Source organism: Marinilabilia sp., from assembly GCF_016278715.1.
Lineage (GTDB): Bacteria > Bacteroidota > Bacteroidia > Bacteroidales > Marinilabiliaceae > Marinilabilia.
Genome location: NZ_JADQBH010000068.1, coordinates 1 through 23,799, shown reverse-complemented (window position 1 = coordinate 23,799; position 23,799 = coordinate 1). Strand labels below are relative to the sequence as shown.

The following is a 23,799-nucleotide window of genomic DNA, read 5'->3' as shown; positions in this document are numbered from 1 at the left end:
CCGCGCGGCTTGAGCGCAAAAAGTTAAACGCTTTTTTTGTCGGACAGTAGTGTAAATTTTTATGAACTCAAGGTTCACATACTTTATTTCTTAGAATTAGGAATTTCATCCCTCAGACCCTCACTTTCTTTAGTTCACGATATAATCTCTTTTGGCGTTCATGATTTCCGCTACGCTCCTATTCTTGCCTTGATGCAAGAAAGTAAGCAAAGAACTTATTAACATGATTATTGCTACGCTCGACAATATTCAAGCAGGGCTATATCGTTAATGACAAGTCAATTAGCACGATTAAGTATACAAAAACCCCATAGACTCTTCAAACTGTTTCTTCCCCTTGCGGTCGTCAGCAATGGAGCAGGGTCCTGACAAGCAGCCACCTTCGCAGGCCATTACTTCGATGAAGTTTCCCGGTGCTTTTCCACGGGCATAGGCTTTCAACATATTCAGCGATTTTTTGTCCAGCCCGTTTATCACTATCTCTTTTATAAATACATCCTCGCCTGCTTTTTTTACCGCATTAGTTACACCATTACTCCTGGCAAAGCTCCGGGCTTCGCGGGAAACATTCACCAGTTCGGCCTCTTCGGGCATTTTTCTTACATCAATACCCATGCCCTCAAAAATGGCATCCAGCTCTTCAAAAGTAAGGACAAAATCCACCACTCCTGAATCTTTGGCCTCTTTTCGCTTAGCCACGCAGGGGCCAATGAAAACTGTCTTTGACTCAGGAAAACGTTCTTTGGCAAGTCGGGCGGAGAAAATCATAGGAGATGGGGTTTCACTCACCAGCTTTTTCATTGCCGGAATGTGTTTATTTACTGCCTCCACATAGCTGGGGCAACAGGAGGTTGTCATCAATGAACACCCCTCTTCCTGTCGTGCACGAAACTCAGCAGCCTCTTCACTCGCAGTAATAGCAGCTCCCTCTGCCACTTCAGCAATATGGTTAAACCCAACCTCTTTGATGGCATTAATTACCTGTCCGGGTTTCACACCGTACTGACCATGCAAAGCGGGAGCCACCATAGCAGTGAGTTGTCCGCCTTTTTTAATGTGATTAAGCACATCTATTACCTGCGATATTTCGAAAATAGACCCAAACGGACAAGCATTGATGCAACGGCCACACATAATGCACTTCTCTTCATCAATCTCCTCCACTCCTTGTTCGTTTTTCTTAATCGCTCCAACAGGACAGGCCTCTTCACAAGGAACCGGCACATAAATAATGGCGTGGTAGGGACAAGCCTTATGACAGATTCCGCAACTGATACAATCCTCTTCCACTATCTGGGCTTTTCCGGCCGCATTTATTATAATAGTGTCTTTTGGACAGTTCATCTGGCAGGAACGGGCCACACAACCGCGACATAAGTTACTCACTACATAATTGACTTTTACGCAACTGGTACAGGCTTCATCAACCACAGTGAGAATACTGTTGTTACTTGGTTTCTCCCGATTAAGTGCCGTATTGGCATATTCAGAAAGGGGGGTTAATTCATCCTGTTCATCATCGGGACTAAACCCCAGCAAAGGCATGGATTTATATTTAATGACTGCCCGCTCTTTGTGTACACAACATCTACGCTGGGCACCTTTTTGTTTGGGAGCCATTTCAAGCGGAATACGGTCAATTTTTTCGGTAAGCTGATCGTCTTTTATCAATCTGGTGAGTCGCGCAAGAATCTCACGACGAATCACCATGGTGTTTTGGATGTAGGCCATAAACTAAAAAGGGATTTTTGGATTTATCAGGCCGCAAAAGTAGATATTAATAAAGAAAAAGTTCTGTAATTGCTGTTAAAAAAGAAAAAGTTCTTTAATTCTCATTAAAGCATTTCTCCCCACTGCCTCACCCATTCAAACAAACAGACACTGGCAGCATGCGAAACATTCATAGACTTCACCGCTCCATGCATGGGAATATGAACATTCTGCTGATTACGGAAATTCACGCCGAGAGGAATTCCGGAACGCTCACTACCCACCATCAAAGCCATTTTTGCAGGGAGTTTCACACGATATAGATTAGAAGAACCGGGGGAAGTTTCAAGAGCAATAAATGAATAGTCAGACGGCACCAGCTGCTCCACCTCATCTGGCAGACAATAATTCCACTTTACCTTTTCTGCCGCCTGAGCTGCTACATATTTCATTTTGGCCGTTTTAAAAGTGGCCTCCTCTTCATTCTTTACAAACAATACCAAGCGACAGCCCACATTGGCAGCAAGGCGAAGAAGGTGACCTGCATTTTCGGGCGTTTGGAGATGCCAGGCAATGAGAATTGGAGCCGTTTCTTCAGAAAAAGGCTGGTAGTGTTTATTAGTAAAGAATTTGTTAGCCTGGTTCAAAAGAGTTTTGTGTTTTGTGTTTCGGGTTTCGTGTTTTGGGTTTTGTTTTTGGGTTTTGTTTTTGGGTTATGAGTTTTTTAAACCATGTTCTTCCAAAACCTGACTGCAGCGATTCAGTATTTGTCTGAAAGTGGTAAGATTTTCAAACAATATATTAATGCCCTCGATGCGCTCATTTAAGTTGGAAGGATACTCATGTGCAATATCATTCCTGATTTTTCGTAACTCTATCCAGTTTTGGGCTGAATCAATGATATTTAGTTTTTCCAACCGATTTAAAACATCGATGAAAGGCTTATCTTCCACTGGCTCAGCCAATGTCTGAAGAGTTAACGGAAAAATTCTGGATCCGATGAGGTCTTGTGTTTTGGAAAAGCGAAAAATATATTGATCAAGAAACCCTATGGTTTCGTCATCCAATAAATAATAATTATCCCGGGTAATTGGGAGGAACTTTTTTACTTTAGAGTTGGCAAAATTCATCCGTTTGAGATGTAAATAACCTGTCTCAAAAGCTTTTTCCATACTATCCCTTAGTTCGTTGTTATCCATCACATTAGTTTAGTGCTTCATAAAATCACCCCTTCATTTCGGGCTGTTTTGATGATCGGCAAATCCTCATTGCCGGGTGTATTAATGATTACATCTATTTTTTGTTCTCCAATGAGCAAATCTAATTTGGCCAGAAATGAGGCCTTTTGATGAATTAGCAAACGAGAGGATTTCAGTTCCGACAATTGTATGTATAAATCAATATCTCCACCTCTCCTGGTGTTATCTGTTCGTGAACCAAAAAGATAAATGGTAGCTTTATCTCCCCAAACTTCTTTTGCAGCTTGCTTTATGCTTTCCCTTTCCTTTTCTGACAATCTCATGATTTATCTTGAAATATGTGCAATCAAATATACAAAAAACGGCTCAACGAAAAACTCAACCCGCAACTCAAAACACAAAATTCAGAACTCAGAACACTTTAATTCCCCAGCCCCAGCTCCTGCCCTTTCTTAAGCATAAACGCCCGGGCTTCTTCATAATCATTGTGAATCTCTCCTTCCAGGATGGCCTCTTTAATGGCGGATTTTATTTCGCCAACTGCCTGACAAGGTGGCAGGTTAAATGTTTTCATAATTTCTTCGCCGGAGACCGGAGGCTGAAAGTTTCGTACGCGGTCTTTTTCCTCTATCTCTTTCAGCTTCTGACGTACCAGTTTAAAATTGCGAAGGAACTTACGCACCTTAACTTCATTCTTTGAGGTGATGTCAGCTTCGCAAAGGGTCATTAATTTGTCTATATCGTCACCGGCTTCAAACAATAACCGCCGAACAGCGGAGTCGGTTACTTCTTCTTCGCTGAGAACAATGGGGCGCATGTGAAGTTCCACCATTTTCTGGACAAACTTCATCTTTTCATTTTGAGGCAGACGGAGGCGTTTAAAGATCCTGGGCACCATCTTCATCCCTACAAAATTGTGCGCATGGAATGTCCAGCCAAGTTTTGGATCAAACCGCTTGGTACGTGGCTTGGCAATATCGTGCAACAAGGCAGCCCAACGAAGCCATAGGTCATCAGAATGAGGTGTCAATTGATCAAGGACTTCCAGCGTGTGGTAAAAATTGTCCTTGTGCCCGATTCCCTTTACCTTATCCACCCCTTTCAATTCCTGCAACTCAGGCAGAATCATTGGCAACAAACCAGTCTTTTCCAACAACTTAAACCCAAGTGAGGGCCGATGGGACATCATCATCTTATTCAACTCCTCCGCCACCCGCTCCATAGAAATTATTTCAAGTCGGTCTTTTTGTGAAACGATGCCTTCATAAGTATTATCATCAATATGAAACCCCAGTTGTGTGGCAAACCGGATAGCCCGCAACATCCTGAGGGGATCATCGGAAAATGTAACCATCGGATCGAGAGGAGTTCGAATAATCCCTGCTTCAAGGTCCTTCATTCCATCAAAAGGGTCAACCAACCGGCCAAAAGACTTTTCGTTAAGAGAAAGAGCAAGTGCATTAATGGTAAAATCGCGCCGGTTCTGATCGTCTTCCAGGGAACCGTCTTCTACAATGGGTTTACGACTATCGCGCTGATAAGATTCTTTGCGGGCACCCACAAATTCAATGTCCATGCCCCGGTATTTGAACATAGCAGTGCCAAAATTCTTAAAAACACTGACTTTTAAACCTCCCAGTTCTTTAGCAACCTCTCGGGCCAGATCAATACCGCTGCCTATTACAACCACATCGATATCTGTTGTAGAGCGTTTTAAAAATAAATCCCTTACAAAACCTCCTATCACATAAGCCTCCTTATTATTTCTGTCCGCGACCTGAGATATTTTCCTGAAAACCGGTGATTGTAAATTTTCCTTCATAAGTCCCTAAATCCTCCCCAAGGAAGACTTTCGTTAATTAAATAATAAATAAGAATTTGTACACAGCCAAACATCTTAGCACCTTGAATGTTTAACCTTCAGTATTCACAAATAATCTTTACCGATGTCCAACTATCTGCAAAATACAACCGTCCTCAATAAAATGGATTTGAAAATAATCCATTATTTCCTGCATCCATTTCATTTGCGGTTGATTGCATTTCTTGATATTTGAACATCTCATAACGATAATTCATGAATAAAGGAGAATAAAGATATAACTGTTCTTTTTTTTAGAAAGTGACAAAATTACAATTTATATCCCAATAAGACGAAGGGTTGAAGATGCTCATTTTTTTGGCACGGGGATTGTATTAATATATTTACAGATTTAGATATTTTGAATATATCGAGATAATTATTAATTTTGTACCAATATTTAAAGCAACAAGAATTATGGTTGAATTTTTGACAAAAGAGACGTTTAAAGAGAAAGTTTTTGATTTCGAAAACAATAAAGATTGGAAATTCGAAGGTGGAAAACCTTGTCTTATCGACTTTTATGCAGACTGGTGCCAGCCTTGTAAAATGGTAGCACCCATTTTGGAAGAACTTTCAGAAGAGTACGACGGAAAAGTAGACATTTATAAGATTGACACTGAAGCTCAGCAAGAGCTTGCCGGCATGTTCGGTATCCAAAGTATCCCTTCACTGTTGTTTGTTCCTAAGGAAGGACAACCTCAAATGGCTCAGGGGGCTTTACCCAAAGACACATTTGAGCGCGCAATTAAAGATGTATTGAAAGTAGAGAAATAATTCTTCTACTTTCGAATTAAGAAAAACAGGAGATTTTCAGACATGAGGAAGAAAGTATCAACAATTCTTTTTTCGGCAATACTAATGTTTGCCGGAATTCAAATTACGAATGCCACAGAGCCTGAAGGAGACGAAACAGCGAACAAAAGCGTTATAACTCTGGATAAGGCTGCTTTTATCGCTCAGGTTTCGATTGTGAAAACAATAGCGACTGGGCTTACAAAGGCGATAAACCGGCAATATTAGATTTTTATGCCGATTGGTGTGGCCCCTGTCGTAAATTATCACCTCTGTTAGAGGAGATTCAGGGCGAATACAACGGTAAATTGCAGGTATATAAAGTTGATACTGAAAAGTCGAAAGAACTGGCGGCTGCATTTGGTATTCGCAGTCTGCCGACGGTTATTTTTATTCCCATGAATGAAGAGCCGAGAGCTGTATTGGGCTATGTTCCAAAAGAACAGCTTACCAAAATGATTACCGATATTTTAAAAATATCGAAATAATTTTATTCCTGATTTGATTTTATTTGTCGAAATGAAAGCCGGTGCCGTGAGGTACCGGTTTTTTTATGGTTGAAATGGGTGGAACGAAGCAAATGTCAATTAAAGCAAACAAATATTTTTTCTACTTGCCAGATATGTTAAGCCACGGTAGTGGTGGCAAAAAAATAAAGCATCACCACTGCAGCGGCTTATATCTTTTTTGACCATCAGTATACTTACCATGCTATTGCCCGCCTCGGGGGCGGGAACAAAAACATCGGGGATTCCTATTAACGTCTGATAGTCAGGTTTAAAGAAAAGAATTACTTCGTTTCACTACCAATGACATATTTTTGAAATAAGTAAATTTTGTTGTTTTTCGTTTACATCCCTCTTTAAGAATCAAGTAGACAAGCATCTGCAGAATTAATCCAAATCGGAAATGTGTCAAAGAAGTATTGAATATTCCATTTCTAATAAATAATGTAATTTCCTGCTTTTACAGGATAAATTATTAAATTTAGTACCAGAAAAAATATCCGAAAGAAAAGCGACAGTTTTCGCCGCAATTTCAACCACACACCTTACACAAATGGAAGAAAACCCAAACAAATCAGCCAATTACGCACTCTTAGAGGAACGACTGAAACGACTTGATCTGAAAAACTTTGACTGGTCGGCATGGAAAAAAGGCACCTTACTGGTACTTGAAAAAGTGTTTGGAGAAGAGAGTTTATATGTAAAAGAGTTGGAAAACACCGATTATCACTACAACAGCTGGTCGCTCCGGGACACTGCGGGAAGTGAAGATCCGGTGAAAGCAAGCGTACGAGAACTGCTAAGTATTTGTCTTACGGATGCTGAGCACCAAAAGGAAAATATTCCTGCCACGGCCACAAACGTCAAATCTGAGCAAATAAAAGAAATAATAAAACAATTTCTGGATAATGCCACATTGGCAGAAATTGAAAAGATTGCAGCAAGTGATTCTCCGGCAATGAGCAAAGAGGAACAAATACAAAAGATCATTTCCGACAAAATCCCCAAACATCAGCATACATTATTAGCCAAGATCATGTTGTGGGCAAACCAATAAAATTTGACAGAAGTCCAATCCAAAAACTCATTTATAAAAGAAGATCAAACAGTTTTGTTTTGGCATCTTTTTACTTTTTACGCCTGAAAAGATACATGGTCAAAGGGCCAAAAACGGCAACCAGTCCGGCAGATATAGCCAATGTAATTCCAATTCCTTCCACTTCGGGTGCCCCATGCATTAACCCACGCATTGCCATAACAAGAAAGGTAACAGGATTTACTTCGACAAACGCTTCTAGCCAGGAAGGCATCGTTTGTGGATCTACAAAAATATTACTGGCAAATGTAAGGGGAAACAACACCACAAAACTCAGGAAAAATAAAGATTCCTGCGACCTTGCAATAAATCCAATCGCCGTCCATATCCAGGAAAGGCTGAACGAAAAAACCAAAAGTAACAAAACAGCCATCAAAACTCCGGGGGCCCCTCCTTCGGGCCGAAATCCCAGAATCATTCCCAGTGAAATAACAATACCTGATGCCAACGTATAGCGGGCTGCATCTCCCAGCAATGCTCCAACCAGAACCGATGGTTGCCAGATTGGCAGTGATCGAAACCGATCAAATACTCCTTTTCGGATGTCGTTATTCACTGCAACACCAGTATAAACAGTGATCATAACCACTGTCTGAGCCATTATTCCGGGAAGCAAAAACTGTAGATATTCACCTGTAGATCCGGCTATAGCCCCTCCCAAAAGATAGGTAAACATCAGAGTAAACATTATCGGAAAAGCAGTGGCATCAAACAATTGCTCCGGAACATGTTTAATTTTAAGCAATGCTCTCCAGCCAAAAGTAACAGATGCTGAAAATGCGTTGGCTTGAGTGGGACGGGTACCTGTTGATAATATAGATTTAATGCTATTTGGGGGTGTCCCGACAGAAGTAAACTCGGTTTTTTTTATTGATGTATCCATTTCCATCAGTCTTTAAATATTCCGGAAAACATTCCCTTTCAGGTTCACTCATCCTCCCCGGATTCAGTCTTTACCGGCTGGCCTGTCAAGGCAAGAAACACTTCATCAAGACTCGGCTGTCCAAGCGAGAAACCTGAAACCTCAACCGATGCATTTACCAGGGCTGAAATTACATGTGAAGCTTCATCTGCATCTTCCACGTGAATGGATATCCGAAAAGGATCGGTATCTTCAGTGAAATCTGAATTCACCATCAGCGCAACAACTTCTTTTGCTTTAACCTTCTGATCCTTATTCTTCAAATGAATACGCAAAATGCTTGTTCCCACAGAACGTTTTAATTCGGCCGGAGTGCCCTCGGCAATAACCTTTCCATGATCAATAACTGCAATACTACCGGCCAGTTGGTCTGCTTCATCAAGATATTGTGTGGTAAGCAAAACAGTGGTTCCCTCTGAAACCAGGGCACGAACAATATCCCACACCTGATTTCTACTACGGGGATCCAGGCCGGTGGTCGGTTCATCAAGAAAAATCAATTCCGGGCGAACCACCAGACTTGCAGCAATATCAAGTTTCCTGCGCATACCTCCCGAATAGGTTTTGACCTGACGTCTGGAGGCATCAATTAATCCAAACCCATTCAACAGGTCTCCGGCTCTGATTTTTGCCTGCCTTGCAGAAAACCCAAACAAGCGGCCCAGCAAGACAAGATTCTCACGTCCGGTAAGGTCTTCATCCACAGAAGCAAACTGACCAGTAAGACTCACCAGTTTTCTGATGGTTCGGGCTTCCGAAACAATATCATGACCAAAAACCTTAGCGGTGCCAGCCGAAGGTTGCAATAAAGTGGCTAACATTCGGATAAGGGTGGTTTTTCCCGCACCGTTAGGCCCAAGAATACCATAAACACCACCTCTTTCAACCGTTAAATCGATACCATCAACGGCCCGAACATCACCAAAGTACCGGGTTAAACCAGAAATCTCAATGGCAGGATTAAGATTCTCCATTCGATTCATAAGAATAAAATTTGTTTTAACCATGAAATTCGAAAACCCCCTGAAAACATGGGACCTTGGGAGTTTTAGAAATTACAACTCCATGCTCGTTTCACCAATTTATCTCAAAAAAGAAAGAGCAAGATAAATCAGAATAGATAACCGGACAATAAGAAATCGGTGGAAAGACTATTTAGGAGGATCAATTACGAAAAAGAACCCTCCGGAAAATCATCAGATAGTATAAATCAGAAGAGAATCTTACACATAAAAAAAAAGAATCTGCTCCCCTTTTACGTAATTACAGTACAATAAAGAGGGAGCAGATTCGGAATCACATTCGTTCGGGTACATCAATACCCATCAGCCACATGCCTTGTTTGATGGTTTGGCCAACTGCATGGCTCAAAGTCAGACGAAGTGACCGCTTGGCAGTATCTTCCTCAAAAACAATAGGCGATTCGTGATAGAACTGGTTAAACTCTTTGGCCAGATCGTAAACATAGTTGGCTATCAAAGCCGGACTGTAAACAGCCCCTGCATCTTTCACTATGTTGGGGAAGTTACCAATTACCTTTAGAAGTCCGGCTTCCTTGTCGGTCAATTCCAGCCCGGCATCCACTTTCAGTGAAGTATTGATACCTTTTTCCCCTGCCTTACGGAAAACCGACTGAACCCGGGCATAGGTGTACTGAATAAACGGCCCGGTATTTCCGTTAAAATCTATAGATTCACGGGGATCGAAAGTCATATTTTTCCTGGGATCCACTTTCAAAATGAAGTATTTTAATGCCGCCAGAGCAATGGTTCGGTAAATTCGCTCAGCTTCTTCATCCGAGTAACCATCAAGTTTTCCGAGTTCTTTGGACATATCACGGGCCGTATCAATCATTCCGGCCACCAAATCGTCGGCATCCACCACGGTACCTTCACGCGATTTCATTTTTCCTTCGGGCAATTCCACCATTCCGTAACTGAAATGCACCAAATCTTTCCCCCACTCAAAACCGAGTCGATCCAGAAGAATTGAAAGCACTTTAAAGTGATAATCCTGCTCGTTTCCAACCACATAAACCATCTTATTTATCTTGTAATCCTCAAAACGCATTTTGGCCGTCCCAATGTCCTGAGTCATGTAAACCGAAGTGCCGTCCGAGCGCAACAAAATCTTCTCATCCAGGCCGTTTTCGGATAAATCGGCCCATACACTATTGTCTTCACGACGATGAAACAGACCTTTTTCAATTCCCTGCAGCACCATATCGCGGCCAACAGTATATGTTTGGGATTCGTAATAAATCTTATCAAAATCAACACCCAGAGCCTTATAGGTTTCATCGAAACCTTTGTAAACCCAATCGTTCATGGTCTTCCAAAGGTCAACCACCTCTTTATCATCCGCTTCCCAGGCAAGCAACATCTCACGCGCCTCCTGCATGAGCTTCGACTCTTTCTCTGCCTCCTCTTTGGAAAGTCCTTTTTCCATTAAGGCATTCAATTCTTTCTTAAACTCCTGGTCAAATTTCACATAAAAGTCGCCCACCAAATGGTCGCCCTTTTTACCGGTAGATTCGGGAGTTTGGCCTTCGCCCCATTTTTTCCAGGCAAGCATCGACTTACAGATATGAATGCCCCTATCGTTCACAATGTTGGTCTTCACCACCTGCTGTCCGGTAGCAGCGCCAATGCGCGAAAGAGAATATCCCAGCAGATTGTTGCGAATGTGACCTAAGTGAAGTGGTTTATTGGTATTGGGTGATGAATATTCAATCATCATCAGCGGACTGTTTTCATCTGCTTTTGTGAAACCGTAGTTTTCGTCCGCAACCACCTGCTCCAAAACCTGAAGCCAGTAAGAATGAGACAAGCTGAGGTTCAGGAACCCTTTAATCACTTCATAGGACGCGATAGACAAAAGCTCCTTTTTAAGGAATCCCCCTATTTCATTAGCAGTATCTTCAGGCTTTTTGCGTGAAATGCGCAACAAGGGAAAAACCACCACGGTAAAATCTCCGCTTTGGTCTTTTCGGGTCAATTCCAAAGGCACATTACTCACTTCAAAATCGGCTCCGTACAATTCTTTGATGGCCCGAACCACGGCCTCTTTGATCTGCTGTTCAATTCCCATTATGATGAAAGATTTATTTGTTGCGGTTTTTAATTTGGTCCCCTTTAACCTAAGCAGTCAGGCAGAGGTAAAAAAGGCAGAAGAAAAACCTGTCTGCCTCACCTATTTTAAAAAGAAAGTTCAAAGATAACAAAACGAAAAGAAAGGTGAGCCATTTTATGGCATAGAGCATGAATCATAGTGCCTTCCTCTTTGCTCCAGGCAACATTCTCTCTGCACTATTCTCTATTCCAAATAAGTATATCCGTAAAGACCGGAGCGGTAATTTGACAAAAATTCTTTCCCTTCTTCGGCGGAGATCACGCCCTTTTTCACCGATGACATCACCCAGGTTTCCAGTGCGCGCACCATCTTTTTGGGACTGTATTGGACGTATTCCAACACTTCGGCCACGGTTTCGCCATCAATTATCTGGTCGATTTTATAGCCGTCTTCACGAACCGAAACATGAACCGCGTTGGTATCTCCAAAGAGGTTGTGCATGTCGCCCAGTATTTCCTGATAGGCTCCCACCAGGAATACACCAATGTAATACGACTCATCTTTCTTCAACTTATGCACAGGCAGATAATAAGAAAAATTCCGTGTGGATATAAAGTTATCAATCTTCCCGTCCGAATCGCAGGTGGCATCCTGAATAGTAGCTTCGCGTTCCGGTTTTTCATTCAGCCTGTGGATGGGCATTACAGGAAAAATCTGGTCGATAGCCCAACTGTCGGGCAGTGACTGAAACAGAGAAAAATTGCAAAAATACTTATCGGCCAACAATTTGCGAAGATTCGACAATTCTTCGGGGACGTGCTTCAGTTTAGATGTCATATCAAGCACTTCACGGGCAATTGACCAGAAAAGACGCTCTACCTGAGCCCGGGTTCGCAGATCGATGAGTCCGAAGCTAAACCGGTCAAGTGCTTCTTCCCTGATTTGCTGGGCATCGTGCCAGGTCTCGAGCATACGTGGTTGGTTCAATGTATCCCAAAGAGCATAAAGATCCCGAACCAAATCATGGTCATCTTCCTGAATTTCCTCATCTTCATCCCATTGAGGAACAGAGGTCGATTCCAGAGCTTCAAAAATCAACACCGAATGATGGGCAGTCAAAGAACGTCCCGACTCAGTTATTATATTAGGATGTGGTATTTCATGACGATCACTGGCTTCAACCATTGTGTAAACAGCATCGTTCACGTATTCCTGAATACTATAATTAATACTACTCTCGCTGTTGGCCGAGCGGGTTCCGTCGTAATCGACCCCGAGGCCTCCACCGATATCCACAAATTCCACACTAAACCCTAGTTTGAAAAGCTCCACATAGAATTGGGCAGCTTCTTTCAAAGCACTCTTGATTCGTCGTATTTTATTTACCTGACTGCCAATATGGAAGTGTACCAGACGAAGACAATCCTTCATTTTTTGTTCTTCCAGATAATCAAGTGCTTCAATGAGCTCGCTTGATGTAAGGCCAAACTTGCTCACATCGCCTCCTGAATCCTCCCATTTTCCACTGCCGGTACTTGCCAGCTTTATTCTGATACCAATATTGGGCTTTACCTTCAACTGCCGCGCAATGCGAATGATCAATCGAAGTTCATGCAGCTTCTCAACCACCAGAAAAATCCTTCGCCCCATTTTCTGAGCCAGCAAAGCCAGCTCTATGTAGGCTTCATCTTTGTATCCATTACAAACAATCAGAGAATCACTTTCGGTATTGGTGGCAATCACAGCATGCAACTCAGGCTTGGAACCGGCTTCCAGACCGATGTTTACCTTCTTTCCATGCCCCACAATCTCTTCCACAACCGGGCGCATCTGATTTACCTTGATGGGGTAAATAATAAAGTTCTGTCCCTTAAACTCATATTCACTTCGGGCCTTACTAAAGCAATTCTGCATTGTTTCAATTCGACTGTCCAGAATATCAGGAAACCTGAGCAACATAGGAGCCTCCACATCCCGGAGGGTCAGCTCATCCACCAGCTCCTTTAAATCAACTTCAACACCATTCCCCTGAGGAGTTACGACTACATTTCCTTTTTCATTCACAGAAAAATAGTTAATTCCCCAGCCACTGATGTTATACAGTTCAACAGAATCTTCGGTACGCCATTTTCTCATTTCTACAGCGGTATTGTGTTTTATTGTTAATAAATTTAGACCATTGGATTCTAGCACGTTAGCGGCTAGAAGCCAGAGAACCCTGAACTTCTATATTTTAACACTATCAGCAAAATAATTGCATTCCCAAAAATTAAGCTCCTCCTCATCAGTCAACTGCAATTTTATAATACAAAATCATAAGCTCCTGTTAAATTAAAACGAATAGCCGGCTCCCAACCTGAAGTTAATCCCCTGCATGGGGTAACCCGACCATTGATAATATTTGGCTGCAAATATATTCTGAATTCTGCCAAAAAAATGCAATCTTCTATTTAATTGATAATTCCCCCCCAAATTAAAATCAGCTACCGATTTTAGCATCTTAACTCCGTCAATAGCGTTCAGGTCACGTGCCTTTCGTTCTCCCAACAGATTAAAAGCTGCATCCAGTCTCAGTTCTTCACTAAACTGATATCCGGCCCTAAGGCCAATTTCCATCTCGGGTTTGTGCCAGGCATGCTCCAACACATCAAGTTCCCAGCCAAAGTAAGCACCTTTAAGTATAATATCGAGTTGGCGAACAGGCCTTACAAGTAACTCCCCGCTTAAAGTGAGCAAAGAAACATCATCATAACTCACAGTAAACAGATTACTCATGCCGTAGTTGGTGGTGCCATTTTCCTGAAAAAACCGATTCTCGTAAAAATGCTCATTTTCGATAAACTCATAATCCAGACGTGCGGTGAAAGATGTAGCACTGCTGAAATTCCCTTTCACTCCGGCAAAACCCCGGATATTGGAATGGGCTGTCTCCACGAGTACATCGGGTGACAAGAAGGGATTTTCTGCCATCATATCACGATAGTATCCGGGTCGCACTTCGCCGGTCATCCCAAGAAACGTGGACACAATTCCCTCGGCTATCACCAAATCTCCTTTCACATGAGGAGACAGATAAAAATCTTCGGTACCTGAGAATTCTCCGGTCGCATTCACCCCTATCTCCACACTCAGTTTATCCCCGGGAATAACCATTTTCGGGTTTAATGTCAGGAATATCTGTTCCCTCTCCTCAAAGGTCCAGAGGAACTGCATCTCATTCTCACCTTTAGGTGCATTCACTTTGTTGAAGCTAACTCCTCCATCCAGGTGCATACCTGCAGCACCCAAAGGTAATTTTAAATCACCTGAAAGAGAGAAACGATTCTCTCCAACTCCGGTATAATTATCAAAAGCCCCATAATCAAATCCCATATGATAGCGGGTATCGTCCACATCAGATTGTTGCCCCAAAAGACCGACATGCAAATCAAAAGCAGTTTGTCGTTGTTTTCTGTCAGGGATTAAAGCGTCACCTGGGACTAAGCTGCCCTCTCCATTATCATAAAACTCCGGATTTTCATCGGTTGTGGAAATGGTTTGATATCCATAGTACTCATACGCCCTTCGGTTAAAATCCATATCGAATTCAAGCGTTTTATCATCGAAAAAATGACGCAAATAGATTCCTCCGTTGGTTCGGTGAAGTGGAGCCTCCGATGATGCACCATCTTCCAGTTCAATATTCCCCCATGAAAATTCCTGTCCCAGGGAAAGTGCAAATGCAAATTTCTCGTTGCGGGTAATATTGTAAAAAATTTCTCCAAACAGGGTTTCATAATTTCCCAGACCACCGCGAACATACGACGGATACAACTCTCCCTTGTGCTGCCGTGCCAGTCGGGCTGCACTCATAGGTTCCACCTTGGGGCTTCCGGCGAGTGGCTGCCCCACCACCCGGTAGTTAAACTGTGGGTTTATTTCCAGCGTATCTTCCCTATCCGGCATCTGGTTTATTTTCATGGCATCCGAAACCGTTGGATCAAATTCCCGAACTACGCGGACGTCCTTGCTTAGCGGCTCCTGGGCACTGACACCAACAGCTGTAAAGAATATTGTAAACAGGGTAAAAATATTGATGGTCTTCATAAGTTCTTTGCTAATATTCCTGGTATTAATCATTGTTGCGCTATTTATGACTCTGCTTGTGCCTTTTCCAGTTCTTTCAATCGTTTATTGGCACGTTGGCGAATATCATCATCCGTTTCCTGGTAATTTTCAAGCAAACTTTCGATGTACTGACGAGCCTGAAACAGTTCACCACGTTTCTCATAAATATCGGCCAGCAAAAGGAAACAACGGGCAATCCAATACTGATGAGGAGTCCCTACATTCACAAAGTCAAAAATCTCTTCTTCAGCTTTATCGATATTATTTCGTTCGAACAAAATATTGGCCACCCTGAAACGGGCTTCGGCTCCTTCGGGAGAACTTGGATTGACTTTTAATTTCTGAAATTCCTCCAGCGCCAAATCCTTCTCATTCAATTCTATGTGAGCATTCGCTTTAAGATAACGGGCTTCCCTGATTATCTCCGGTGAAGTTTTGGCATCGGCAAGCACCCGTTCGGCCAAACGGGTAACATACCCCGGGCGATCACCAAGTTTCCCAAGGCAACGCATCTGGCCTATCAGTGCTTCGCGCCGACTCTCCTCCTTTTCGGCTTCCATTTCCAGACGCTCATAGTATCCCAGAGCATCCTCGTAACGCTTCTGATGATAACTAATACGCGCAACTCCAATCAGAGCATCCTCAATAAATATATTTCCGGGCCGGGACGCGACAAATTCAAAAGACTGCCGGGCATTTTCATAATCCTCATTTCGATACTGACAGTCGGCTTTGTAAAAATGAGCATTCACAGCAAAACGTCCGTTAGGATATTTTCTGATATAAGATTCAAACTGGTTGATCGCCTGCAGACACTTATCCTGCATATATAGCTTTTCAGCCGTCACATACGACAGGGAATCTTCCTGGCGCTCATCAATACTGGCAAATCCGCCAACCTGACGGGTGTATGCAATAAAACCATTGGCATCATTCCTGTCGAGATAAACATTTCTGATTCCCAGCAGGGCATCTTCGGCCTCCGGTGTTCCCGGAAACTCATTGACTACCCGTTTGTAGAAAGCCATCGACTGGTCCAAATCATTGTTGTTGTAGTAAACCAATCCCAGTTGCAGCATCGCTTTTTTGGAGAAATTGCTTCGCGGATACTGCTCCTTAATAGTTTTGTACATTCGAATAGCTGAGTTGAGATCGTTTATTGCTACATACGAACGGCCCATTTCGTAATAGGCATCATCTACAAACGAGGAATTAGGAAACCGATCCACCAATTCTTCAAGTTGTCGTATTTTACCCTGATGATCTTTATCAATCCCCATGGCAAATGCCTTCTGATACATTGCATAGTCGGCACTTGCTCCGGGCACATTGGTTGCTCTTTCGTAGTAATCAATGGCTCTCGAGAAGTCACGCTTCATAAAAAAAGCATCCCCAATTCTATTCAAGGCATCTCCTAACATAGGACTTTGCCGGTCTCCCATCAGGTTTTCATATTTCCGAAACCAGGAAGCGGCCTGGTCAAAATTTTTCTGCTTAAACCAGGCATAGCCAATATTATAATGTGCCGTTTTAAATTCGTCAATTCCATAAGAACCAGGGGTGCGAATGAAAATATCAAAATTCTCGATGGCCTTATTGTATCTGCCCTGACGATAATATGCTTCGCCCAGCCAGTACCGTGCCTTTACTTTCAGGTCGCGATCATACTCGCCGTATTGAAGACTGTATTGCAACATATCAATAGCCTGATCGAACCTCAGATTATTAAACAATTCCAGTCCCCTGTGATAGGCAATTCGCTGAAGCGCCTTGTAGTTGTCAGCAGTTTTGTTTTTGACCTGCTCCAGGGCTTCCAATGCCTGTTTGTAGTTTCGGCTGGTCAGCAATGCCTGCCCCAGATATTGCCACGCCTCATCGACATACCGGCTTTCCGGAAAACGATCGATAAAACCGGTAAAACTGTCGATTATCTCATTAAATGGCGAAAATGAAAGTTCATAATTCAACTTAATATAGTTGAACATAGCCTCCTCGGTTATTGATGCATCAAACTCCGATTCTGAAGCAGCTCCAAAGGCCACCCGGGCTCGTTTTTTATCATTCAGTTTCAGGTGACAATCTCCCAGATGAAAAAATGCATTCTGAGCCATCTCATCCTTTTTGCCTGTTACCTGCGACAAGGCTTCTGCGGCATCTTCATACTGCTTCAGATGATAATAGCTCATCCCCAAATGGTAATAATCCTGACGGGGAGGTTCATTAACCAGTTCCACTGCCAGACTGAGATATTCAGCGGCCTTACCGTAATTCTGGAGGGCATAATACGCATTCCCCACCGCCTGAGCCATATCTCCTTTTCGGGTGCCACGGGCTTCTTCAACCAATGGCATACCATAATCGATGGCTTTGCTGTATTCTTCCTGCAGATAATAAATTTGCGTAATATAAAAAGGTACCTCGGCACCAAAACCGGGTTCGTCTTTCAGTTTTTCAAATATCGTTAAGGCCGACTTATAATTCCCCTGTTCATACTGTATGTGAGCATAATAGTAATTGGCTGCCCCCCACCATTCGGAGTCCACATTTCTGATTTCGGAAAATGCTGAAAGAGCCTGCTCAATCTCCCTTTCCATAAAATGACAATATCCGGATTTGAATCTGAATTCGATTCGCGCTTCCCGGTTCAGTTTCCGGGCATCCACATACTGGTAGTGACGACCAGCCTGTCGATACCTGCCTTCCTCATATTCCATATCGCCCAAACGCTTATATACATAAGGACGCATTCCGCTCTCGGGGAAATCAACCAAAAAGGCCTTCAACATATCTTCGGCATCCTCATTTTCCAACAAAGAGGCCGACATTGCAGCATAATATGCAGACTCAGCCTTCAAATTGCTCTGACCGGGAGCAAATTTCTGCTCCAAATTCTCGAACATGGAGCGGGCAAGGCCATAGCGCTCATTTCTGAATTGCTCCAGGGCCTCATCAAAAAGCTGTTCCGGTTGCTGACTGTCGTAGGATTCCTGTCCCGACGAAAAAGAGACAACTGCAAAAAATAAAATTAAAACCGAAAAGATGTAGCGTTTTATCATGATATCTCAAGGAATATTGTTCTAACCTGACTATAGTATTGTTTTAAACAACGAAAATAGAGAAAATTTGGTGTATATCCAGATAGTTTTCTCATTTGTTTTTGCCTGAAGACATTAGTCTTATTAATTCACCAATTTTCAGGAACCAATAGTCCGTTAAAAAAAGCTTAAACACAGAGACTCAATGACGCAAAGTTTTTATTATGAGTGAGTTGTATCCCATTCGCCTGGTTTTTGTAATGGGTTGATTATCAACTGTTTTTAAATATTCCACGAAGTATTGCAGGGACTCAACTTTATAAATAAAAACCATGCCGGAAGTTTCTCCTCTCCAACATTTTTGAATGGTTCCTCCCTTAAATTCTACAAAAATGTAGAAAAAACAAATTAGCGACTTCCTCTTTCCTTCTGTTTGTCAGAACATTAAGTCGCCACCCCATTCGTGGCACATTCCATGCTCCCGGACTCTAAAGTAAATAAACCCTTTATATATCAGCTTACAACACATGTATGAAACACCTTAATTATTTAATAATCGTAACATTGCTGATACTTCTTCACAGTTGCAACAAGTCACAACAGAGGCAAGCACCCGGCAAGACTGAAAAGTTGACCTTATTGGTGGCAGCAAGCCTCACTGATGTAATAACCGTGCTGGCTGACAGCGCTGAGAAGGATCTTGGGGTTGAACTGAAACTTAATCTTTCCTCATCAGGCACGCTGGCCAGGCAAATAACTGAGCAAATCCCATGCGATATTTATATTTCTGCCAGTAAGCGATGGATGGATTATGTTGATGAAAAAGGGTTTACCATTCCGGAATCACGATGCATACCGGCCCAAAATAAACTCGTATTGATAGCTCCCAAGGACAAAAATCTTCAAAAGCCGTTTAAATTAATCAACCTTGCATCGTTGCTTGATTCCCGGCTGTCGATCGGGGACCCGACCCACGTCCCGGCAGGAAAATATGCCGTGGAGGCACTTCATTCATTAAAAATATATCATTCACTATCGGACCGGATATTACCCGCCAAAGATGTTCGGTCAGCATTAATGATTGTCGAGTTGGGAGAGGCAAATTTTGGAATTGTATATAAAACAGATGCTGTCAGGTCGACCCGGGTAAACATTGTGGCAATTTTCCCGGATTCAACTCATCAGCCAATAAATTATCATGCGGCGGTTTTAAAATCATCGCAGAAAAAGAATACAGCAAAAAAAGTTCTCGATTATTTTACTAGTGAGCAATCAAAAAAAGTTTGGGCCGGATATGGCTTTACCATAGTGGAAAAAGCTCCTCCCCGGTAGCTGATTATCTATCAGAAACCGGGTTCAGTTATGTTTTTCACATTATACAGGAATTGAAGCAATTAATCACTGAAAAAAGCCCTCCAAAAAAAGGAGATTTAACTAATTCACAGACAATGGAATATCAGGCAATATGTCTTTCGATAAAAGTGGCGGTGCTGACCTCCATAATTGCTTTACCTGTTGCAATAATTTCGGGCTACCTCCTTGCCAGAAAAAAATTCAAAGGGAAAGCATTTGTTGAGGCCTTTTTGCACTTACCCATGGTATTACCTCCAGTCACCACCGGCTATTTACTCTTACTATTCTTTGGTGCCAATGGGTTAGTGGGTAGATGGCTGTTCGAGTGCATGGGAATTCGTATTGCATTTTCTTTTGGCGCAGCAGTAATTGCCTCTACGGTAGTATCGTTTCCGCTAATAATCCGGTCGGTGAAAGTTGCGATGCAAATGGTTGATCCTGGACTGGAGGAAGCCTCCAGATCTCTGGGAGCATCCCCGGTAAAAACATTCTTCTTCATTACCCTTCCTTTGGCCCGACCCGGCATTCTTGGAGGATTTGTTCTGGGATTTGCCCGAAGTCTGGGAGAATTTGGAGCTACCATAACTTTTGCCGGGAATATTGCCGGAGAAACACGAACATTACCATTAGCCATTTATGCAAGGATGCAGGTGCCGGGCCAGGAGCGGGAAACATTTTTACTTGTAACTGTATCGATAATCATCTCTTTTGTGGCAATAATTGGTTCCTATTATGTTTACCGCAGAAACTAATCAATTCCCTGACTATGCAAAACAAACTAAAAATTAACATATCATTTAGCCATCCCGGTTTTTCTTTAACCATTAATGAGACCTTCGAACCCGGGATTACCGGCATTTTTGGTCCCAGCGGTTCGGGAAAAACAACCCTGTTGCAATGTATCAGTGGATTTGAGACTCCCCATAAAGGATTTATTCAATGCAACAGCAAAATGCTGTTTTCTTCCGAAAAAAAAGAGAATATTCCATCACACAAGCGACGGGTAGGATATGTTTTTCAGGAAGGCAGGTTGTTTCCTCATCTTTCAGTCAGAAAAAATTTACTTTACGGAAACTCATTTCAAAAAACCCATCATACTTCAAAACAGCTGGAACTAGTAATATCAACACTCAACATAGCTCATCTGATTGAAAAATACCCCGGGCATCTTTCCGGTGGTGAGCGACAAAGAGTTGCTCTGGGCAGGGCATTACTGGCATCACCAGAAATTCTTTTACTGGATGAGCCCTTCAGCGCACTGGATCAATCATTGAGACAACAGATAATTCCGTATATCTCCAAAGTAGCCGGTTTTTTAAACATCCCTGTACTAATTGTCAGCCATGATCTCCCCGACATCATTAAGTTAACTAATCGCCTATGCCTGATTAGCAAAGGAGTAGTGGTCGCTCATGATGATTATGAAGTGTTATTGCAAAACCGATTGTTATTCAAACTAATTCCCGTTAACAACGCACTAAACTCTGTTACATTGAAAATCAAGTCTGTAAACACAGACGATGGGATGATTACTCTAAATGGCTTTGGCAACGGAGAAAAAGTAAATGTGCTATTTGAACCACAAAAAAACAGCTATAAAACAGGGAGCAAGATGAAGATTTTCCTAAGACCCGATCACATCATACTGGCAAAGACCCGAATGGAAGGAACCTCCTTCCGAAACCAGATAAAAGGCCGGATAACAGAGACTCTTGAAGAGGGGCCCCGGATGCTTTGTCTCGTTGACTGCGGGTTTCCACTGATAGCAGAAGTGAGTAGGGCAGCCGGACAAGAGCTGGCCCTGAAAAAAGATAGCCCTGTATATTGTCTGTTTAAAACTTTGTCACTGGACGCGATGCCCGTGTAAATATTAAACATTATACTAAACTTATATTATCTTACTAATTATGAATCATATTGAACCACAACGAACCTTAAACCTAAGCATAATCGGAACCATTACAACCCCCCATGATTCTCTCCAGGGCATGCCCATCCAACCCTCCGGAGCAGGTAACATCAGAGGAGTGGCAGAGGTTTTTCCTGAATTTTCAGAAGGGTTGAAAGATTTAGATGGCTTCTCCAATATAATGCTGATCTATCATCTCCACAAAGTACAGGGATACCAGCTTATAGTAAAGCCATTTATGGACGACAGAGAGCATGGCATTTTTTCCACTCGCTCTCCAAAGCGCCCCTCTCCCATCGGCATTTCAACAGTGCGACTGGTAAAAGTGGAGGAAAACAAAATATTTTTTGAAGGGGCCGACATGCTGGATGAAACGCCGCTCTTAGACATCAAACCCTTCATGCGTCAGTTCGACAACCGGCCACATGCGGTAAGTGGCTGGCTTGATAAAAAGAATGATGATTTGGTAATGAGAACCCGTTCTGACTCAAGGTTTATTTAGTTTCTGTCCATAAAGTACCACTTGCGTCGTTACGCTTGCCGCCAAAATACTCATTTACGATTAAAGAAAACGAATGTATCGTATTTGACGCTTTTTATCAAAGACTGAAAAATCCGTATTTTACTTGCAGACACTACATAGAAATTCGTTTCTCCCAGAAGAACATTTTTGGAGTACATTCCTGAAATCCGAATTTTCGGTAAAGGTGCATGGCCTTATGATTGTCTTCCCTTACTTCCAGATTAATTCGACAAAACCCGTTTTCTTCAGCAAACTCCGCAATACCGGAGAGTAAAAAAAGGCCGGCGCCTTTCCGCCGATGCTCTGGATGAACCACAAAATCATGAATATTAATCAGCCGGCGGGCTGCAAAAGTGGAGTAATTTACAAAACAATTGGCCAATGCCAGATACCCGTCCTCATTTTTTACCATGAATCCTAAATAAGAAGGATGCTGGCATAAATCTTCAATCACTTTTCGGGCCTGAGCAGGTAGTAAAGGCTTCTGCATTCCCATATCATCAAGCATATAAGCATTTTGCAACGCTTCAAAAGCCTTCTGATGCTCCGGTTTGGAAAAATCTACCCTTTGAATATGCATAACTTAACCGTTCAATTTCTTAAAGCGCCACACATCAATACCATATTTTTTAATGCGCGTACCAAGCATCCGCTCCGTAACTTTTAACTGCACGGAAGATTTGGTAATGTTTCCACCAGTAGAGGTCAATGCTTCAATTATCAGTTGCTTTTCGATGCGTTCCACACTATCCATCAAACCACCTCCAGTACGGGTATTGGTGCTGTCGGCTGTTTGCAGAGTGGGTGGCAACTGATAACTGTGAATAACCCCATCGCGACAGAGAATACATGCCCGTTCAATACAGTTCTCCAACTCCCGGATGTTGCCCGGCCACGAATAGACCATCAACATATTCAAGGCCGTGGTGGTAATCCGCTTGATGGCTGCATGGTTGCGTTTATTAAATTTTTCAATAAAATGATCCACCAAAAGAGGAATATCCTCCCGGCGGTCGCGCAAAGGAGGAAGAAACAAAGGAAATACATTGATGCGATAAAAGAGGTCTTCCCTGAATTCTTCGCGTTCAATCAACTCCTCCAAATTTCTATTGGTCGCTGTAATGACACGGACATCCACATGAATCGTTTCTGTGCCTCCCAACCTTTCAAATTCACGTTCCTGTAGAATACGAAGAATCTTTACCTGGGTGGCCTGGGGTAAATCCCCAATCTCATCCAGAAAGATGGTTCCCTTATGAGCCAGTTCAAAGCGGCCAATACGCCGTTGCTCGGCACCAGTAAAGGCTCCTTTTTCGTGACCGAAAAGCTCACTTTCAATCAACGAGTCAGGCAGCGCAGAACAGTTCACTTTAATCATCGGTCCTTTCTCCCGCTGACTGCCTGTATGTATCGATTCGGCAATTAACTCCTTTCCACTACCACTTTCGCCCCGGATAAGCACCGTACTTGACGTGGGCGCAACCATGGATATCAATCCGTAAACATCGCGCATTTTACCGGAACTCCCCACCATTCCCCTGGGCCTAAGATCGCTATCGAGCTGACTTCGAAGGTCACGGTTCCGTTGGCGTAACAATTCAAGTTCTTCAAGCTTCTCCTGCTGATAATGAGCAGCAGATGCAACAAGTGAGCCCACAACCGACATCAGTCTTATATCCTCATCATAAGAGATGTTGGGATTGTATTTTCG

General features: G+C 42.7%; 21 protein-coding genes. 8 read left to right on the top strand and 13 right to left on the bottom strand.

Annotated features, from left to right (window positions below; genetic code table 11):
- Nucleotides 1-291: 291 nt before the first annotated feature.
- The 5 genes from QZZ43_RS04570 to QZZ43_RS04550 form a co-directional block, all read right to left on the bottom strand.
- On the bottom strand, nucleotides 292-1,731 hold the full coding sequence (locus QZZ43_RS04570; RefSeq protein WP_291856697.1) for a monomeric [FeFe] hydrogenase: 1,440 nt from the start codon (nucleotides 1,729-1,731) through the stop codon (nucleotides 292-294).
- 104 nt (nucleotides 1,732-1,835) lie between these two features.
- Nucleotides 1,836-2,357, bottom strand: a complete 522-nt coding sequence (locus tag QZZ43_RS04565) for a TrmH family RNA methyltransferase (protein ID WP_291856695.1) — start codon at nucleotides 2,355-2,357, stop codon at nucleotides 1,836-1,838.
- A gap of 66 nt (nucleotides 2,358-2,423) precedes the next feature.
- Nucleotides 2,424-2,909, bottom strand: coding sequence for a hypothetical protein (locus QZZ43_RS04560; RefSeq protein ID WP_291856693.1), 486 nt, complete (start codon nucleotides 2,907-2,909; stop codon nucleotides 2,424-2,426).
- A 17-nt stretch (nucleotides 2,910-2,926) separates the two neighbouring features.
- Nucleotides 2,927-3,232, bottom strand: a complete 306-nt coding sequence (locus QZZ43_RS04555) for a nucleotidyltransferase domain-containing protein (protein ID WP_291856691.1) — start codon at nucleotides 3,230-3,232, stop codon at nucleotides 2,927-2,929.
- A gap of 98 nt (nucleotides 3,233-3,330) precedes the next feature.
- Nucleotides 3,331-4,731 (bottom strand): HD domain-containing protein, encoded by a 1,401-nt coding sequence (locus QZZ43_RS04550; protein WP_291856689.1) that lies wholly within the window; start codon nucleotides 4,729-4,731, stop codon nucleotides 3,331-3,333.
- 456 nt (nucleotides 4,732-5,187) lie between these two features.
- On the opposite strand from QZZ43_RS04550, the gene trxA reads away from it, so the two are divergent.
- From trxA to QZZ43_RS04530, 4 genes are all read left to right on the top strand, one after another.
- Complete coding sequence (gene trxA, locus QZZ43_RS04545) at nucleotides 5,188-5,547, top strand: thioredoxin (RefSeq protein WP_291856687.1); 360 nt, start codon at nucleotides 5,188-5,190, stop codon at nucleotides 5,545-5,547.
- 42 nt (nucleotides 5,548-5,589) lie between these two features.
- Nucleotides 5,590-5,793 carry a hypothetical protein gene (locus tag QZZ43_RS04540; RefSeq protein ID WP_291856685.1) on the top strand — a complete coding sequence of 68 codons (204 nt, stop codon included), beginning with the start codon at nucleotides 5,590-5,592 and terminating at the stop codon, nucleotides 5,791-5,793.
- Nucleotides 5,787-6,053, top strand: coding sequence for a thioredoxin domain-containing protein (locus tag QZZ43_RS04535; protein WP_291856699.1), 267 nt, complete (start codon nucleotides 5,787-5,789; stop codon nucleotides 6,051-6,053). The genes QZZ43_RS04540 and QZZ43_RS04535 overlap by 7 nt, the downstream gene beginning before the upstream one ends.
- Nucleotides 6,054-6,624: 571 nt before the next feature.
- On the top strand, nucleotides 6,625-7,128 hold the full coding sequence (locus QZZ43_RS04530) for a hypothetical protein (RefSeq protein ID WP_291856683.1): 504 nt from the start codon (nucleotides 6,625-6,627) through the stop codon (nucleotides 7,126-7,128).
- 70 nt (nucleotides 7,129-7,198) lie between these two features.
- Here the strand turns inward: QZZ43_RS04530 and QZZ43_RS04525 are convergent, their stop codons facing one another.
- The 6 genes from QZZ43_RS04525 to QZZ43_RS04500 form a co-directional block, all read right to left on the bottom strand.
- Nucleotides 7,199-8,050, bottom strand: a complete 852-nt coding sequence (locus QZZ43_RS04525) for an ABC transporter permease (RefSeq protein ID WP_291856681.1) — start codon at nucleotides 8,048-8,050, stop codon at nucleotides 7,199-7,201.
- A gap of 44 nt (nucleotides 8,051-8,094) precedes the next feature.
- Nucleotides 8,095-9,072 (bottom strand): ATP-binding cassette domain-containing protein, encoded by a 978-nt coding sequence (locus QZZ43_RS04520; RefSeq protein ID WP_291856678.1) that lies wholly within the window; start codon nucleotides 9,070-9,072, stop codon nucleotides 8,095-8,097.
- 313 nt (nucleotides 9,073-9,385) lie between these two features.
- Nucleotides 9,386-11,179, bottom strand: coding sequence for an arginine--tRNA ligase (argS, locus tag QZZ43_RS04515; RefSeq protein WP_291856676.1), 1,794 nt, complete (start codon nucleotides 11,177-11,179; stop codon nucleotides 9,386-9,388).
- 225 nt (nucleotides 11,180-11,404) lie between these two features.
- The gene (gene speA, locus QZZ43_RS04510) at nucleotides 11,405-13,297 is read right to left on the bottom strand and encodes a biosynthetic arginine decarboxylase (RefSeq protein WP_291856674.1); all 1,893 of its coding nucleotides are present in this window, start codon (nucleotides 13,295-13,297) and stop codon (nucleotides 11,405-11,407) included.
- 195 nt (nucleotides 13,298-13,492) lie between these two features.
- Nucleotides 13,493-15,280: a TonB-dependent receptor gene (locus QZZ43_RS04505; protein ID WP_291856673.1), complete on the bottom strand. Its 1,788-nt coding sequence runs from the start codon at nucleotides 15,278-15,280 to the stop codon at nucleotides 13,493-13,495.
- An 11-nt stretch (nucleotides 15,281-15,291) separates the two neighbouring features.
- On the bottom strand, nucleotides 15,292-18,324 hold the full coding sequence (locus QZZ43_RS04500; RefSeq protein WP_291856672.1) for a tetratricopeptide repeat protein: 3,033 nt from the start codon (nucleotides 18,322-18,324) through the stop codon (nucleotides 15,292-15,294).
- A gap of 510 nt (nucleotides 18,325-18,834) precedes the next feature.
- Between QZZ43_RS04500 and modA the strand changes: the two genes are divergently transcribed.
- The 4 genes from modA (at nucleotide 18,835) to tsaA (ending at nucleotide 22,067) form a co-directional block, all read left to right on the top strand.
- The gene (gene modA / locus QZZ43_RS04495; RefSeq protein WP_291856671.1) at nucleotides 18,835-19,635 is read left to right on the top strand and encodes a molybdate ABC transporter substrate-binding protein; all 801 of its coding nucleotides are present in this window, start codon (nucleotides 18,835-18,837) and stop codon (nucleotides 19,633-19,635) included.
- A gap of 116 nt (nucleotides 19,636-19,751) precedes the next feature.
- A complete protein-coding gene (gene modB / locus QZZ43_RS04490; protein ID WP_291856670.1) occupies nucleotides 19,752-20,408 on the top strand; it encodes a molybdate ABC transporter permease subunit in 657 nt (218 codons plus the stop codon).
- A gap of 14 nt (nucleotides 20,409-20,422) precedes the next feature.
- A complete protein-coding gene (modC, locus tag QZZ43_RS04485) occupies nucleotides 20,423-21,523 on the top strand; it encodes a molybdenum ABC transporter ATP-binding protein (protein ID WP_291856669.1) in 1,101 nt (366 codons plus the stop codon).
- A 40-nt stretch (nucleotides 21,524-21,563) separates the two neighbouring features.
- Complete coding sequence (tsaA, locus tag QZZ43_RS04480) at nucleotides 21,564-22,067, top strand: tRNA (N6-threonylcarbamoyladenosine(37)-N6)-methyltransferase TrmO (RefSeq protein WP_291856668.1); 504 nt, start codon at nucleotides 21,564-21,566, stop codon at nucleotides 22,065-22,067.
- Nucleotides 22,068-22,200: 133 nt separating this feature from the next.
- On the opposite strand, the gene QZZ43_RS04475 is transcribed toward tsaA, so the two are convergent.
- Both QZZ43_RS04475 and QZZ43_RS04470 read right to left on the bottom strand, forming a co-directional pair.
- Nucleotides 22,201-22,668, bottom strand: a complete 468-nt coding sequence (locus QZZ43_RS04475) for an N-acetyltransferase (RefSeq protein WP_291856667.1) — start codon at nucleotides 22,666-22,668, stop codon at nucleotides 22,201-22,203.
- A 3-nt stretch (nucleotides 22,669-22,671) separates the two neighbouring features.
- Nucleotides 22,672-23,799 (bottom strand): sigma 54-interacting transcriptional regulator (locus QZZ43_RS04470; RefSeq protein WP_291856666.1); only part of this gene is annotated, 1,128 nt, incomplete at its 5' end.

What these genes read in the sequence shown, in the direction of transcription:
- QZZ43_RS04525 (WP_291856681.1), bottom strand. Translation starts at nt 8,050, where the DNA reads ATGGATACATCAATAAAAAAAACCGAGTTTACTTCTGTCGGGACACCC.
- modB (WP_291856670.1), top strand. Translation starts at nt 19,752, where the DNA reads ATGGAATATCAGGCAATATGTCTTTCGATAAAAGTGGCGGTGCTGACC.
- trxA (WP_291856687.1), top strand. Translation starts at nt 5,188, where the DNA reads ATGGTTGAATTTTTGACAAAAGAGACGTTTAAAGAGAAAGTTTTTGAT.
- tsaA (WP_291856668.1), top strand. Translation starts at nt 21,564, where the DNA reads ATGAATCATATTGAACCACAACGAACCTTAAACCTAAGCATAATCGGA.
- modC (WP_291856669.1), top strand. Translation starts at nt 20,423, where the DNA reads ATGCAAAACAAACTAAAAATTAACATATCATTTAGCCATCCCGGTTTT.
- QZZ43_RS04570 (WP_291856697.1), bottom strand. Translation starts at nt 1,731, where the DNA reads ATGGCCTACATCCAAAACACCATGGTGATTCGTCGTGAGATTCTTGCG.
- QZZ43_RS04520 (WP_291856678.1), bottom strand. Translation starts at nt 9,072, where the DNA reads ATGAATCGAATGGAGAATCTTAATCCTGCCATTGAGATTTCTGGTTTA.
- modA (WP_291856671.1), top strand. Translation starts at nt 18,835, where the DNA reads ATGAAACACCTTAATTATTTAATAATCGTAACATTGCTGATACTTCTT.
- QZZ43_RS04550 (WP_291856689.1), bottom strand. Translation starts at nt 4,731, where the DNA reads ATGAAGGAAAATTTACAATCACCGGTTTTCAGGAAAATATCTCAGGTC.
- QZZ43_RS04475 (WP_291856667.1), bottom strand. Translation starts at nt 22,668, where the DNA reads ATGCATATTCAAAGGGTAGATTTTTCCAAACCGGAGCATCAGAAGGCT.
- QZZ43_RS04505 (WP_291856673.1), bottom strand. Translation starts at nt 15,280, where the DNA reads ATGATTAATACCAGGAATATTAGCAAAGAACTTATGAAGACCATCAAT.
- QZZ43_RS04540 (WP_291856685.1), top strand. Translation starts at nt 5,590, where the DNA reads ATGAGGAAGAAAGTATCAACAATTCTTTTTTCGGCAATACTAATGTTT.
- argS (WP_291856676.1), bottom strand. Translation starts at nt 11,179, where the DNA reads ATGGGAATTGAACAGCAGATCAAAGAGGCCGTGGTTCGGGCCATCAAA.
- QZZ43_RS04500 (WP_291856672.1), bottom strand. Translation starts at nt 18,324, where the DNA reads ATGATAAAACGCTACATCTTTTCGGTTTTAATTTTATTTTTTGCAGTT.
- QZZ43_RS04555 (WP_291856691.1), bottom strand. Translation starts at nt 3,232, where the DNA reads ATGAGATTGTCAGAAAAGGAAAGGGAAAGCATAAAGCAAGCTGCAAAA.
- QZZ43_RS04530 (WP_291856683.1), top strand. Translation starts at nt 6,625, where the DNA reads ATGGAAGAAAACCCAAACAAATCAGCCAATTACGCACTCTTAGAGGAA.
- speA (WP_291856674.1), bottom strand. Translation starts at nt 13,297, where the DNA reads ATGAGAAAATGGCGTACCGAAGATTCTGTTGAACTGTATAACATCAGT.
- QZZ43_RS04560 (WP_291856693.1), bottom strand. Translation starts at nt 2,909, where the DNA reads ATGGATAACAACGAACTAAGGGATAGTATGGAAAAAGCTTTTGAGACA.